Consider the following 14,556-nt stretch of genomic DNA (forward strand, 5'->3'; position numbering starts at 1 on the left):
GTCATCGCGGTTCTACAGGAAGCCCGCGTCGCGGATGGGTTATTTAAGCCCAACCCGTTTGCGCATGTCGGGGGTGATGGTCTGGCGTGTTTTGCCCAGGTCCGCCCACGGGTCGCTGTCCAGTTCGGCGAGACGTTCGTGGACGGTGTTGATGTCCCAGGCGTTGGCGCCTTTGATCTCCAGCAGTTCTTCGCGATAGATCGGTACCGACACCGGCAGGCCCTCCCGGGTGCGCACCGAGTACGCGCAAATCGTGGTGGCGCCGAGGCCGTTGCGCAGGTAGTCGATGAAGATCTTGCCAATGCGGTTCTTCGGCCCGGCCACCGCCGAAAACCGCTCCGGCAGCAGCCTGGCGATGTGCTTGACGATGGCATGACTGAAATCCTTCACGGCGTCCCAGTCCGCTTTCGGCGTCAGCGGCACGACCACATGAATCCCCTTGCCGCCGCTGGTTTTCAGGAACGATTTGAGCCCCAGTTCATCCAGCACAGCCAAGGTCAGTTGCGTGGCTTCCACCATGGTTTTCCAGGGCAGCGCCGGATCGGGGTCGAGGTCAAGTATGAAGCGGTCCGGCCGCTCAAGGTTCTTGGCGACGGCGTTCCACGTGTGCAGCTCCATGGCACTCATCTGCACCGCACCGATCAGTGCTTCGATGTTGTTGATCAGCATCACCGGATGGCCGGTGTATTCCTTGCCCATGGTCTCGATGCCGGGGATGGCGAGGCGGTCGGCGTTTTTCTGAAAGAACAGCTCGCCGCCGATGCCCTCCGGTGCCCGCACCAGCGCCACCGGGCGTTGGGCCAGTTGCGGCAGCAGCCATTCGGAAATGCGGATGTAGTAATCGGCGAGGTCGCGCTTGGTCGCGCCGCTGGTGGGATCGATCACTCGCTCGGGGTGGGTCAGGCGAATCTTGCCTGTTCGGGTGTCGGCGGCGTCGGACTCATGCGGACCTTCTTCGGCGTTGACAGGCTTGGATGCCTTCGCGCGCTTACGCGGGGTCGCAGGTTTTGGCGTGTCTTCCGACCGTGCTTCTGGCACGTCTGACGCCTGCCCGGGCTTCGACGTTTGATCGGTTGATGGCGCCGGCGCCGGTAGCTCCTCGGTGATCGACTCCGCAGGCTTGTCGGTGCGCAGGCCATGGAAAACAGCGTGCCGGACCGATCCGTCTTTGGTGATCTCGGCAAACGCCACTTCGGCCAGCAGCACTGGTTTGAGCCAGTGCACGCCCTTGGCTTCAAAGCCGGTGGGCGGATTGACCACCGCAGCCTTCTTGCCGTGGAGCGGCGCCAGTTGGTCGTAGATCGTGCCCAATGTCGCTTCATTGAAACCGGTTCCGACCTTGCCGGCGTACCTCAGTTCGCCACTGTCGGCATCGTGCAAACCCAAGAGCAATGCGCCGAATTTGCTGCGCGCGCCCTTGGGATCGGTGTAGCCCACGACGACGAATTCCTGGCGGCGCTTGCACTTGAGCTTGATCCAGTCACCGCTGCGGCGCGACAGGTAAGGGCTGCCGGCGCGCTTGCCGATCAGGCCTTCCATTTTCATCTGGCAGGCGCTGTTGAGCAGGACTTCCGGCACTTCGGCGAAGTCTTCGGAATACCTGAGCACCTCGTCGTCGGTCCGCTCTAGCACCTTGGACAGCGCGGCGCGACGCTGTTCCAGCGGCACTTCGCGCAGGTCCATGCCGTTGAGAAAGGGCATGTCGAACAGGTAATAAATAATGTTGCCGCTACGACCGGCCTCGAAGGCGTTCTGCAGGGCCTGGAAGTCGGGCACGCCTTCGTCGTTGGCGACGACCATCTCGCCGTCGAGCCAGGCTGATTCAAGGCCCAGTCCGGCGATGGCGTCGGCCTGGTGCGGCAGTTTGTGCGTCCAGTCATGGCCATTGCGGGTGAACAGCTGCACGTTGCCCTCGGCGACTCGCGCCATGACCCGGTAGCCATCGAACTTGATCTCGTAGCGCCAGTCGCCCTCCGGCGCGGACTCAACCAGCGTCGCCAGTTCGGGCTTGATGAGATCCGGGATATCACCAGGTTCGGCGCCGACCAGTTGCGCCTTGGCGGATTTCTTCCGGGGGGCGGGGACTTTCTCTACCGCTTTGGGCTTGTCAGGCTTGGGCGCTGCCGACTTTGACGTTGCTGCCGTTTTGCTCCCGCGTTTTTTGGGGATCAGGGTGCGCTCGCTGAGCACGCTGTCGGGCAGTTCCCTGACCACGTCGTAATCGCTTTCCGGGCGGGCAAATTCGTCCTGATGCTTGATCAGGAACCACTGCTCCTGCTTGCCGGGAATGTGCGTCTTGACCAGGTTCCACACGCCGCCGAGCTTCTCGCCCTGCAGTTCAAATTTGAGTTTGCCCTTGGCGTAGGCCTCGGCAGGGTCGGTGAGGGGTGTCCACACGCCGCGGTCCCAGACGATGACGTCGCCGGCACCGTAATGCCCTTCGGGGATGCTGCCCTCGAAGGTGGCGTATTCGACCGGGTGATCTTCAACGTGCACCGCCAGGCGCTTGGCTCCCGGGTCCAGCGAGGGGCCCTTGGGCACGGCCCAGCTTTTCAGCGTGCCATCGATTTCGAGGCGGAAGTCGTAATGCAGGCGGGAGGCGTCATGCTTCTGGATGCAGAACTGCAGGGCATGGGCTGCTTTTTTGCTCGAAGCGCGTTTTTTCTTCGCGCTGCCTGACGGCTCGGGCGTCGCGTCGAAATCGCGCTTGCGGTTGTATTCGTCCAGTCCGGCACTCATGGAAATCCCTCAGCCTGCAGCCTGTGTCTGTTAAACGCAGAGTTCGCGGCGCGGGCGGAGTTCCGGTATCGGTTCGATCCTCTACTGACACCCGCAACAATGGGGGTGCCTGAACGGGCCAATTCCCGGCTGAAGCCGGTCCCACAGGTGCAGCGCGGCTCAACAGCCGGACTGGCTCTAGCCGGGAAGGCGTCAAGTGGCACACCGTACAATATCCGCGCCTGAACGGGCCAGTTCCCGGCTGAAGCCGTTCCTACGCGTGCAGCGCGGTCTGATAGTAGGACCGGCTTTAGCCGGGAAGGCGTCAAGTGGCACACCGTACAATATCGGCGCCTGAACGGGCCAATTCCCGGCTGAAGCCGGTCCTACGTGTGTAGCGCGGCTCAACAGCGGGACTGGCTTTAGCCGGGAAGGCGTCAAGTGGCACACCGCACAATATCGGCGCCTGAACGGGCCATTTCCCGGCTGAAGCCGATTCTACGGGTGCAGCGCGGCCCGATAGTAGGACCGGCTTTAGCCGGGAAGGCATCAAGTGGCACACCGCAAAATATCGGCGTCTGAACGGGCCAGTTCCCGGCTGAAGCCGGTCCTACGCGTGCAGCGCGGTCTGATAGTCGGACCGGCTTTAGCCGGGAAGGCGTCAACTGGCACACCGTACAATATCCGCGCCTGAACGGGCCAATTCCCGGCTGAAGCCGGTCCTACGGGTGCAGCGCGGCCCGATAGTGGGACTGGCTTTAGCCGGGAAGGCGTCGGCCAAGACACTGCAAAATCGACGGCCTGGCGCAGAGCGTAGACGCGCTATACAGCCCCACGCTGCTCCGTCGCTTCCGCCAGCATCGCCAGGGTCTGTTCCATGTCCACGATAGACGCTTCCAGCGTAGCAAAGCATTGGGCGATGCTCTGTTTATCGTCCACCGTCTGGTGGCCGGTCAGCTCGGTGACTTCGGCCAGTTCAAGCCGGAACAGTTCGTTAACGCTGCCGCGAAGTTCGTCCAGTTGATTGAGGACAACAGCCATTTGATTGCGGGTCGCATTGCTCATGTCGGGCCTCACGTTATAGGGGGGCAGGCGCGGATTGCTTGATCACACACTGACAGACATGAAAAAGGCAGGGTGTCTAAACCCTGCCTCCTTCAACTAAAGATTCGAATCAGCCCGTGACAGGCTTCCTCCGAATTATTTAGCAGCGTCACCGCCGTGTGCTTTGGCCAAGGCCTTGGCGTGGGTCAGGTGCTCTTCCAGCTTTGGCAACGTAGCGGTCGCGAACGCTTTCAGATCAGCGTCTTTGCCTTCAGCGGCTTCTTTCTTGAACAGCTCGATGGTTTGTTCATGGGCGACAACCTGGTTGTTCGCATACGCCTGATCAAACGACTTCGAACTGCGCAGCTCAAGAATCATCGCTTTGGCTTTGTCCATGAGCATGGCGTTATCAGACACTTCCAGCTTCTTGGTGTCAGCAATGCCTTTCAATTTGGTATTGGCGGCCGTGTGATCTTTGACCATCATTTCCGCGAAGGCTTTCACATCAGCGGAAGTGCCTTTCTCCAGTGCGAGTTTACCGGCTTCAACTTCTGCCACACCTTTGGCGGATGCATCTTCCACGAAGTCGTCGTTGTCTTGGGCTGCAAAAGCGCCTTGGCTACCGATAGCCATCAACAATGCGAGTGCGGAAGTCTGAATAAGATTTGCCATAGTGAAGTTCCTCTTCTGTCCTTGACGTGGCTTGAGTGCCAGCAACTAATCCGACGCACTGATCACATTAATCGTTCAGAGAATTTCATAACCAGCTGCTGTCAGGTCGCCTGTGGAACGCCTTAAACCGTCCGCAACTCTGTGTCAGAGCGATTCAAACCAGTTCCGATAAGGCGTATTCACAGCCTTGAAGCGATTGAAGTCCGCCGCACCGTCCGACCACCAGACCGGACCGCGCTCGCCCAGTGCAATCTTCGCCGCATTGACCGAAGCGCGAGCCCCCTGGAGCGCGGTAGCGTCATCGGCCCGTTTGGCGGCTTTGACGGCCTGCCGCGCCTTCATCAGCGCATTGACCCACTGCTGGCGCTCTTCTTCGCCGAGGGCCGGGTTGCTGCAGCGCCACAGTTGGCCCTTGACGACGAAATAGCGACCGTCCGGCGTCGTTGGGTATTTCACTGAATCCGCGTGACCGTCAGCACCACGGCAGCGATGCGGTCAGCGTCCTGGTACGTGTCGGTTTCCAGCTCTTCACCGAACACGTCAGGGTCCATCTCGCGATAGGACCAGGCGAGATCAGGACGATCAACGAGTGCGCGCGCCTGTTCGAGGAACAGATCAACGCCGTCGACCGAGGGCGCGCCGGTGTACAGCAATACGCTGCCGCCCGGCGCCAGTCGCTCAATGGCTTGCGCCAGGATGCGCACGGACAGCTCGGAGCCCAGTTGTTCGCCACCGTGGCGGTAAGCGCGTTCCTGGGTGTCCTTCATGTACGGCGGGTTGGCGACGATCAAGTCGAACTCCCCGGTGGTGCCCGCCAGGATGTCGCTGTGGTAAGCGACCACGTTGTCGGCCTGGGCCAGCGACGCGTTCACGGCAGTGAACCGCAGGGCAGTGGGGTTAATGTCAACCGCCAGCACACTCGCATCCCGTCGGGCACGGCCGATGAGGATCGCGCCGACGCCACTGCCACAGCCGATGTCGACGGCAGTACGAATCGGGTGGGTCGAGGTGCGCAGGTGTTCTTCAATGGCCTGGGCAAAGCGATAGGTGTCGGGGCCGAAGAACACCGAATCGTGAGCCACGGTGGGGAAGGCGGAGTGGACGAACAGCAAGTCATCAAGGCTCGACCAACGCACTTCACTGACCCACATGCCGGCGTGGGCCCGCAGCACACCCGCGGCAAGCAGTGCTTCGAGTTCGGCTTCGTCCAGCAACCCGCTTACGAACGGGCGGCTCCAGCCGAAGACGTCGCGCAGGCTGCGGGCCTCGCGGTTCTGTTCACGGGCGTTGACCCGTTGATGGGTCAGCGGCGTGACCGTGGTGAAACGATAGCCGCCGTCCTGCAGACGATGTCCCAGTTGGAGCAGCGCGAGGTCGTGGCTTGCGTCGGTCATTTCCGGCATGTCCGGCGCAGACTGATCAAGGTTCGGTTCAAGCAGTGTCTGCTGGTTCATTGCGTCAGGCTTCCTTGCGCCAGCTGGCGAGCATAGATTCGAGTGGCCGCCAGACCTTCAGGCGTTGAATGGGAATCGGGGGCGATCAACTGGACCAGTCGCTCGAGCGGCAGGGACGGGGTATTGCGCGGCTGGCTGATGTCGGCCGCGGCCACCGGGCGACGGCGAAAGCGCGCGCGAAACGGATTGCTCTGCTCGGAGGCCTGCCAGTCACCGGCGATCCAGTCTTTGAGCAGCTGCATCTCATAGCCGCTGAACACACCGAACATCACGGCGCCGGGACCGTCGATCAGTTGCCAGAAGCGGCTGTCCTGCGGGTCTTGATTGCGCTTGATCCAGCCACGGTCCTCCAGCGCACTCAGCAGCTGGCGACTCTGGCCAGGGGTGGCGAGCCAGTCGTTGATGGTCCGGCCTTCAAGGCGGCAGTAATCGGAATGCATGTGCTGGCCGAAGGTGCTTTTGGTCTCCAGCATCGAGACCACTTCTTCTTCCAGATCGAAGGCGCGGACGATGTCGGTCGAACCAATGCCCAGATCGTTGAGCAGGTAGCCTGCGCGCAGACGCTGGAAGAACTCATCCTTGCTGTCGTCGTTCGGCAACAGATCCAGCACGGCCTGCACCGCCTTATGGGCGTGGCCGGAGCTGGCGTTGTCGATGGTCACGTGCAAGGTGAAATAATACGGGTCGATACCCAGTTCACTCAGCTCGAAGGCAGTAATCAGCAGGTGCAGCGGCAGTTGTTCGTAGCCCAGGTTATAGCCCAACACTTCCGGCAGGAATTCGTCGCTCAAATGGCCGAGCCCCAGTTGAATGGCGCCTTGCAGATAGAGCGCATCATCCAGTGGCGCGATGGGCGCGCAATCGTGTTCGGTGAGCAAATTGCGGTACAGCACGACGTGATTCAGCGCAGGCTCGCCGTCGCCCAGCTCTTCAAGGTAGGTGCGGATCAAGCCGTGATAGCGCCAGTCGTTGGCATGCTTCACCGTGCCGTACAGCCAGGCGCCATCTACCAGCTTGCTCGGCGCAACACTTTGCAGAAAGAACAGCGCGTGAGCTTTGTTGGTGAAGAACTTCCTGGGCCCGCCGGCGCGGCGTTCCTCGAGATAGACGCCATACTGCTCGGCCACGGAATGGCTGTTACTGGCCACCCATGCCGACAGATCGTTGAGGTCAGCAGGCAGGTTTGACGGCAGCGTATTCGCCTTCTCCAGTTGCTCCTGGAGGAAGTCGCGAACGTTGTCCCGCTCGCTGTCCACCTGTCCGCGCAGCAGACGGGCGTACAGCGAATGGTGGGCGCCGTTGGATAGGTGCGCCGTGGCAGAACGCTCGGACAGTAGCTGTAAAGAGGTCATGGGTAGCCTGCTGACTTTTCTTGATATGTAGGTCAGAGGGAGGCAGTTCGCGAAAATTCCATCGAGTTGCAGGGCAGTCGATGATCGACAGCTGTCGGAGATGAATGGCGCTTATTTCGATTCAATCGACGCCGCGTGGCCTGAAAATCGTACAGCGTGACCCGACCGCCGGGAGGGTAGCCGCCACAACAAGCCGGCTCCTACTGGGTTTGCGTCTGCCGCTGATGCCTAAAATGGATCGTTGTAACCGTCTGCTTTTAGTGGGAGCGGCTTCAGCCGGGAATAGGCCATTGAGTCCGCAGCGGATCTTGCGTTTACGCATCTGACGTCTTCCCGGCTAAAGCCAGTCCTACAGGGGATATGCGGTCGCGCTGTCCGGGACTCAGTCGGTCACATTGGAGGCACGCGATGCTTTTGGTGGGAGCGGCTTCAGCCGGGAAGAGGCCATTGAGTACGCAGCGGATCTTGCGTTGAGGCACCTGACGCCTTCCCGGCTAAAGCCAGTCCTACGGGGGGTATGCGGTCGCGCCGTCCGAGGTTCAGTCAGTCACATCGCATGCACGCGATGCTTTCAGTGGGACCGGCTTCAGCCGGGAATAGGCCATTGAGTACGCAGCGGATCTTGCGTTGAGGCACCTGACGCCTTCCCGGCTAAAGCCGGTCCTACGAGGGATATGCGGTCGCGCCGTCCGGGTTTCAGTCAGTCACATTGGAGGTACGCGATGCTTTTAGTGGGACGGGCTTCAGCCGGGAAGAGGCCATTGAGTCCGCAGCGAATTTTGCGTTGAGGCATCTGACGTCTTCCCGGCTAAAGCCGGTCCTACGAGGGATATGCGGTCGCGCCGTCCGGGTTTCAGTCAGTCACATTGGAGGTACGCGATGCTTTTGGTGGGAGCGGCTTCAGCCGGGAATAGGCCATTGAGTACGCAGCGGATCTTGCGTTGGGGCATCTGACGTCTTCCCGGCTAAAGCCAGTCCTATGAGGGATATGCGGTCGCGCCGTCCGGGTTTCAGTCGGTCACATTGGAGGCACGCGATGCTTTTAGTGGGACCGGCTTCAGCCGGGAATAGGCCATTGAGTCCGCAACGGATTTTGCGGTGAGGCATCTGACGTCTTCCCGGCTAAAGCCGGTCCTAAGAGGGATATGCGGTCGCGCCGTCCGGATTTCAGTCAGTCACATCGCATGCACGCGATGCTTTTAGTGGGACCGGCTTCAGCCGGGAAGAGGCCATTGAGTACGCAGCGGATCTTGCGGTGAGGCATCTGACGTCTTCCCGGCTAAAGCCGGTCCTACGAGGGATATGCGGTCGCGCTGTCCGGGACTCAGTCAGCCACATTGGAGGCACGCGATGCTTTTAGTGGGACCGGCTTCAGCCGGGAAGGAGCCGGTAGGTGAGCGATCCTTAAAAAAAACGGCCTCCATTGCGGAGGCCGTTTTTGTGTTACGCGATCAATCAGGCAACGAGGTCAGTGACGTGCAGCTCCTTGACGCCGACCAACTGGATTTCGAAATCCGGGGCCGCGTCGGCGTTGATGCTGCCGTAGAGAATCCCGTCAGCGAAGCGGATTTGCCCGGTCGCGTCGTTGCTGTCAAAGGCGTTGCTGCCGATGAAAGTAAACGCGTCGATCCCCGGGGTCTGCGGATTGGCGTCCAGGGCGCTGAAGTCGAGCAGGTCGCCTTCGGCGCTCTTGAAGCCATTGATCACGTCGCGCAACGCCCCGACGCCCATGTCGGCGATGGAGTCGAACACGTAGGTGTCCGACCCGGTGCCGCCGGTGAGCGTGTCAGTGCCAGCGCCGCCGATCAAACGGTCATTGCCCGAGCCGCCGATCAGCGTGTCGTTGCCGGCACCGCCGTTGAGCACGTTGGCGCCGCTGTTGCCGGTCAGGTTGTCGTCGAAGGCGCTGCCGATCAGGTTTTCGACGCTCTTCAGCGTGTCGAGGCCTGAGCCGCCGGTGTTCTGCTGCGCCGAGGTCGACAGGGTGGCGGTGATGCCGGCCTGCGCGCCGTAGTAGGACACCGTGTCGTTGCCGCCGCGCCCGTCCAGCACGTTATCGCCGCTGCCGGCGAACAGCACGTTGTCCAGGGCGTTACCGATGCCGTTCGCCGCGTCAATGCTGTCGATGTACAGGTTTTCGACGTTATTGCCCAAGGTGAACGTCGCCAGGGTGCTGTGCACACTGTCGACGCCGCCGGAGACGCGATCGGCGTTGCTTTCGATCACGCTGTCGCCGCTGTCGTCGACGTAGTACGTGTCGTTGCCGTTGCCGCCGCTCATGCTGTCGGCACCGCCTGCGCCGTCGATCACGTTGGCTGCCGCGTTGCCGGTGATGAAGTTGCGCAGCTCGTTGCCGTTGCCGTCGATGGCCGAAACGCCGGTGAGCACCAGGTTTTCCAGATTCGCGCCGAGGGTCCAGCTGACCGACGCCTGCACGGTGTCGATCTGCGACGGCGAGTCGCTGCTTTCGGTGATGCTGTCGAAGGCGTTGTCGACGATGTAAATGTCATTGCCGTCGCCGCCCGTCATGCTGTCGGCGCCAAGGTCGCCGTCCAGCGTGTCATTGCCGGCCGAGCCCACCAGGGTGTCGTCCTGGTCGGTGCCGAAGATCAGGCCGCCTTCGTTCTGCGCGCCGTCGAAGATGGCCTGCACGCTGTTGTTGTCGCTCGGGTCGCCTTTGAAGCCCAGGTCGTCGGCGATGTAGTCGGCCAGACGCTGACCGACGATCTCGGCAGACTCTTCGTGCAAGTGCCAGACGTCATCGGGATAGACCAGCGGGTCGACCTCGTGGCGCAGGGGCAGATCGGTGTAGTCCACCGCAATCTTCACGTCGTCACGCTGGGCGGCAATCGCTTCCTGGGTGGCACGGACATAGCCGACGCCCTCGACGATGCCGGCGATCTTCTCTTCCGAGAAACCGCGGGCGCGGGCCGCGTCCTGGTCGTAGTGGCCGGTTTCCATCATGTAGACGTTGAAGTTGCCGAACTGCGCGTGCAGGTAATCGAACACCGACAAAGTCGCGGCCTTGTACGCCGCCGCGGCGGCCTCTTTGTCCGAGGCGCGGGCGATTTCCTGCGCTGCTTCTTCGCCCTGGCCCCAGATGATGCCCATGGTCACGTTGTCGACCGCTTTCAGCTCGGTGAGCTGGTCGTTCAACAGGGCCGCGGCGCGCAACAAGGCAGGGCCCGGCTGGTCGGTGTCGGTCAGCCACCAGCACAGTTTCAGTTCGTCGGCGCTGAGGGTCGACATGCCGTTGACGGTGCTGCCGCCCACCGCGATGTCGATGCCATTGCCGTCGGCGTCGTTGAACTGGCTGCGCACGTCGTAGGTGGTGTACTTGCTCAGGCCGTCGACCAGCATGGTGGTGCCGGACTGGCTGTCGTCTTCGGTCATGCGCAGCAGACGTGCGTTGGACTGGCCCAGGGTCGGCAGGAACAGGATGTCCTGGTCGGCCCGGGAGCCGAACACGAAATCGTCCGCCGTGAGGGTGTTCACGTAGTTGCCGCTCAAGGCGATCTCGAAGCGGTGACCGTCGGCGTCAGGGACGCTGGATTTGATGTAGGTCTTGTCGCCGGCTGCGTTCAGGCTCAGGTACAGCGTGCCGTTGCTGCCGTCGCCCAGGCCGAGGAAGCCCAGGGCGGAGACGTCGATCTTGTCCACGCCGTGGGTGAAATCGTAAACCGTGTCGGTGGCGGTGACGCCGCCGGTGTTGTAGTCGCGGTAGCTGTCCTGGACGCTGGTGTAGCGGAAGGTGTCGGCACCGTCGCCGCCGTACAGCGAGTCGCGACCTGCACCGCCGTCGATGATGTCCGGTCCTGCGCCGGCGCGAATGGTGTCGTTGCCGCCCAGCCCGAGGATCAGGTCGGCGCCTGCGGTGCCGGCGATCGCTTCGCCATTGTCGGTGCCGGTGATGGTGCTGGCCGGCGCATCGGCCACGGCGAGGGCAAAGCTGTCACTGACGGACGCGCCCGACGGATCAGTCGCCTTGATCAGCAGGGTGTAGTTGCCTGAGGCAGTGCTGGTGGGCGTGCCGCTGAAGGTCAGGCGGGTGCTGTCGAAGCTGAGCCAGTCCGGGAGGGCGCTGCCATCGGCCAGGGTCGCGGTGTAGGTCAGCGTGTCGTTGTTGCCGTCGGAGAAGCTGTTGCTGGTGACCGCGTAGGTGAACGGCGAATTTTCCGTCGCGTTCTGGTCCAGCAGCGGAATCACCACCACCGGCGCCACGTTGACGGGCACGTTCTGGCTGGCGAAGACAAAGTGACTGGCGTTAAGGCTGCTGGCCAGATTACCCGCCAGGGACAGTTCGAAACGGTTGCCGCTGGCGTCCGCGACGTTGTCTTTCACGTAGGTGCGGTTGGTGCTGGCGTTGTAGGTCACCTGCAGCGTGCCGTTGAGGCCGTTGCCCAGGCCGCTGTAGCCCAGGGCCGAGACGTCGATTCTATCGGCGGCGGCATCGAAATCGAGGATCTGGTCGCTGGCGCTGGTGGTCGCCGTGCGGTAACTGTCCTGGGTCGACGTGAAGCGGAACACGTCCGCGCCCGCGCCGCCGGTGAGTTTGTCGGCACCGGCGCCACCGATGAGCACGTCGTTGCCGTCGCCACCATTCAGGGTGTCGTTGCCCGCGCCGCCGAAGAGCTGATCGTTGCCGGTGGTGCCGGTCAGCGTGTCGTTGCCCGGCGTGCCGTTGATCTCGCCCGGCGTGACTGGCACGTCCTGCACGGCGAGGGTGAAGCTGTCGCTGACCGTGGCGTTGCTGGCGTCGCTCGCGGTGATCTTGATCGCGTAGGTGCCCGACGCGGTGTTGCCCGGCGTGCCGCTGAAGGTGCGGGTCACGGCGTCGAAGGTCAGCCAGGCGGGCAGGGCGGTGCCGTCGGCCAGGGTGGCGGTGTAGCTGAGGTTGTCGTTGTCCGGATCGGTGAAGCTGGTGCCCGGCACGACGTAGCTGAACGGCGTGTTCTCGGTGGCGTTCTGATCCAGCAGCGGGTTGGCCACCACGGGGGCCTGATTCACCGTCGGTGCGGTGGCGAACACGAAGTTGGCGCTGGTCAGTTTGTCGAGGTAGTTGCCCACCAGCGCGACTTCGAAGCGGTTGCCTTCGGCGTCGGCGTTCAGCGATTTGATGTAGGTCTTGTCGCCGGCGTCGTTGAGCACCGCGTAGACGGTGTTGTTCATGCCGTCGGCAAGGCCCGTGAAGCCCAGCTTGGAGAGGTCGATCTTGTCGGCGGTAACGTCGAAATCAGTGATTACGTCGCCCAGATTCGCGCCGCCGGCGTTGTAGTTGCGGTAGCTGTCGGTGCGGCTGGAGAACACGAAGGTGTCAGCACCGGCGCCACCACTGAGGGTGTCTTGCCCGGCGCCGCCGTCGAGACGATCGTCACCGCCGCCGCCCGCCAGGCTGTCATTGCCGGCGAGGCCCAACAGTGTGTCGGCCCCGTCAGTGCCCTGCAGCGAATCGTTGGCCTCGGTGCCGGTGAGGGTGCGATTGAAGATGAAGTTGTCGGCGGTCAGCGCGCTGACCAGGTTGCCGGCCAGGATCAGTTCGAAGCGATTGCCACTGGCGTCGGCGTCGTAGTCCTTGATGTAGGTGCGGTCGTTGCTGGCGCTGTAACTCACCTGCAGGGTGCCGCCACGGCCATTGCCCAGCCCGGTGAATCCCAGGCCGGCGAGGTCGATCTTGTCCTGGGTCGGATCGAAGTCGGTGATGGTGTCGTCGAAGCTGGTGGTCGCGGTGCGGTAGCTGTCGGATTCGCTGGTGAAGCGGAAGATGTCCGCGCCTGCGCCGCCGGTGAGCTTGTCGACCCCGGCACCGCCGATGAGGATGTCGCTGCCGCCACCGCCGTTGACGGTGTCATTGCCTGCGCCGGCGTAGAAGATCTCGTTGGCGTCGCTGCCCAGCAGGGTGTCGTTGCCGTCGGTGCCTTGCACGGCCACAACGGGCACGGTCGCGCTGACGTAGCTGCCATCGCCGTACAGCAGGGTGTCGCCCTTGGTGGTGTGGCTGATGGTGTTGCCGATGATAGCGTTGCGGTCGGTGCCGTCTTCGTTGCGCTCGGCCACGCCATAGGTGGACAGCGCGCTGCCGGTGATGGTGTTGCCCTGAACGGTGTTGTCGCTGCCGTTGAAATACTTGCCGGAAACGCCGTTGCTGTCGTCGTAGGACTGAATGATGATTTCCGGTACGCCGCCGCCCAGCGAGTTGTTGCTCAAGGTGTTGTTGATCACGTCGACGTTGCTGCTGCCGTAGATGCGCACGCCGGCGCTGGCGTTGTCGTGGATGTCGACACCGGTCATGGTGACTTCGCTGGAGAGCTTGATCAGCACGCCTTCGGCACCGTTGTTATAGACCTCACCGCCGGTGATGGTGATGTTGTTCGGCGAAGGGATGTTCTCGCTGCCGCGCTGCACGACGATGCCGCCACCGCCGTTGCCATAGGCGACGTTGTTGCTGAGGGTGAAGTCGTGGCTGCTGGTGACCACGTTGAAGCCGTGACGATCGTTGTCGTAGGCGATGTTGTTTTCGAAGGTGCTGTCGCTCAGGAAGTCAGCGACGAAGCCGTCCAGACCGTTGCCATGGGACACGCTGTTCTTGATGACCATGTTCACGGTCTGTTCGTGGGGGTCGAAGCCGTAACCGGAACAGTCCTTGATCTCCACGCCGTCGAGGGTGACGTTGGAGTCGTAGCCTTCCTTGCCGGGAATGAAACCGTTGAACCAGCCATCGATCTTGCCGGTGGTGTTGTCGCGGTTGCCGTCGATGGTGAGGTTGCTCAGCCCGAAGTCGTGGGTTTCTTCGCCGTAGGCGGAGCGGATAACGCCGGTGATTTTCGTGTCGGAGCCGTCCGCGACCTTGATGTTCGAGACGCCCATGCCGTCGCCGTACATGTAGACGTTGCTCTTGAGCATGAGGCAGCCGTCAGACGGTTCCTCACCGCCCGACACGATGTAGGTCCCGGGGGGTACATAGACTTGTCCTCCGCCAGCCGCCGCAGCTGCATCAATCGCTTGTTGGATGGCCGCGGTGTCGTCAGAGACGCCATCTCCTTTGGCGCCAAAATTTTGGACGTTATAAATCATGTACTTATCTCCGGTCACAGGCTGAGGTCACGCTGCGTGCCAATTTCCAATCGGCACTGCAGCAGGTATGACCTAACTGAACGGAAAAGTTGTCGCCGTATGTCGGGAAACCGTCGTTTTGTGACGGCCGGCACATTTGGGCGGTTTTACGCGTCACCTAATTGACGTTTTGGGGGCTGTGCTTTTTTGGCACTTGTGGGGCGGGGGGGTGCTGCGAACGATGGGTATCGTTGGGTAGGAATGCA

General features: G+C 62.1%; 7 protein-coding genes. All 7 read right to left on the reverse strand.

What is annotated here, in order from left to right:
* Nucleotides 1-39: 39 nt before the first annotated feature.
* A complete protein-coding gene (gene ligD, locus M1E04_RS10375; protein ID WP_456292906.1) occupies nucleotides 40-2,739 on the reverse strand; it encodes a DNA ligase D in 2,700 nt (899 codons plus the stop codon).
* 801 nt (nucleotides 2,740-3,540) lie between these two features.
* The gene (locus M1E04_RS10380) at nucleotides 3,541-3,783 is read right to left on the reverse strand and encodes a hypothetical protein (RefSeq protein WP_065988799.1); all 243 of its coding nucleotides are present in this window, start codon (nucleotides 3,781-3,783) and stop codon (nucleotides 3,541-3,543) included.
* A gap of 135 nt (nucleotides 3,784-3,918) precedes the next feature.
* Nucleotides 3,919-4,434 (reverse strand): DUF4142 domain-containing protein, encoded by a 516-nt coding sequence (locus M1E04_RS10385; protein ID WP_065988800.1) that lies wholly within the window; start codon nucleotides 4,432-4,434, stop codon nucleotides 3,919-3,921.
* Nucleotides 4,435-4,578: 144 nt separating this feature from the next.
* On the reverse strand, nucleotides 4,579-4,890 hold the full coding sequence (locus M1E04_RS10390) for a hypothetical protein (RefSeq protein WP_065988801.1): 312 nt from the start codon (nucleotides 4,888-4,890) through the stop codon (nucleotides 4,579-4,581).
* Nucleotides 4,887-5,837: a methyltransferase gene (locus M1E04_RS10395; RefSeq protein WP_456293174.1), complete on the reverse strand. Its 951-nt coding sequence runs from the start codon at nucleotides 5,835-5,837 to the stop codon at nucleotides 4,887-4,889. Before M1E04_RS10395 ends, M1E04_RS10390 begins: the two co-directional genes overlap by 4 nt.
* Nucleotides 5,838-5,884: 47 nt before the next feature.
* The gene (locus M1E04_RS10400) at nucleotides 5,885-7,240 is read right to left on the reverse strand and encodes an iron-containing redox enzyme family protein (RefSeq protein ID WP_456292907.1); all 1,356 of its coding nucleotides are present in this window, start codon (nucleotides 7,238-7,240) and stop codon (nucleotides 5,885-5,887) included.
* Nucleotides 7,241-8,695: 1,455 nt separating this feature from the next.
* On the reverse strand, nucleotides 8,696-14,311 hold the full coding sequence (locus tag M1E04_RS10405; protein ID WP_456292908.1) for a putative Ig domain-containing protein: 5,616 nt from the start codon (nucleotides 14,309-14,311) through the stop codon (nucleotides 8,696-8,698).
* Nucleotides 14,312-14,556: the final 245 nt, after the last annotated feature.

This window comes from Pseudomonas sp. AK106, from assembly GCF_053903055.1.

Excerpts from the sequence above, each read along its gene's own strand:
- ligD (WP_456292906.1), bottom strand. The coding sequence starts at position 2,739 with ATGAGTGCCGGACTGGACGAATACAACCGCAAGCGCGATTTCGACGCG.
- M1E04_RS10380 (WP_065988799.1), bottom strand. The coding sequence starts at position 3,783 with ATGAGCAATGCGACCCGCAATCAAATGGCTGTTGTCCTCAATCAACTG.
- M1E04_RS10385 (WP_065988800.1), bottom strand. The coding sequence starts at position 4,434 with ATGGCAAATCTTATTCAGACTTCCGCACTCGCATTGTTGATGGCTATC.
- M1E04_RS10395 (WP_456293174.1), bottom strand. The coding sequence starts at position 5,837 with ATGCCGGAAATGACCGACGCAAGCCACGACCTCGCGCTGCTCCAACTG.
- M1E04_RS10400 (WP_456292907.1), bottom strand. The coding sequence starts at position 7,240 with ATGACCTCTTTACAGCTACTGTCCGAGCGTTCTGCCACGGCGCACCTA.
- M1E04_RS10405 (WP_456292908.1), bottom strand. The coding sequence starts at position 14,311 with ATGATTTATAACGTCCAAAATTTTGGCGCCAAAGGAGATGGCGTCTCT.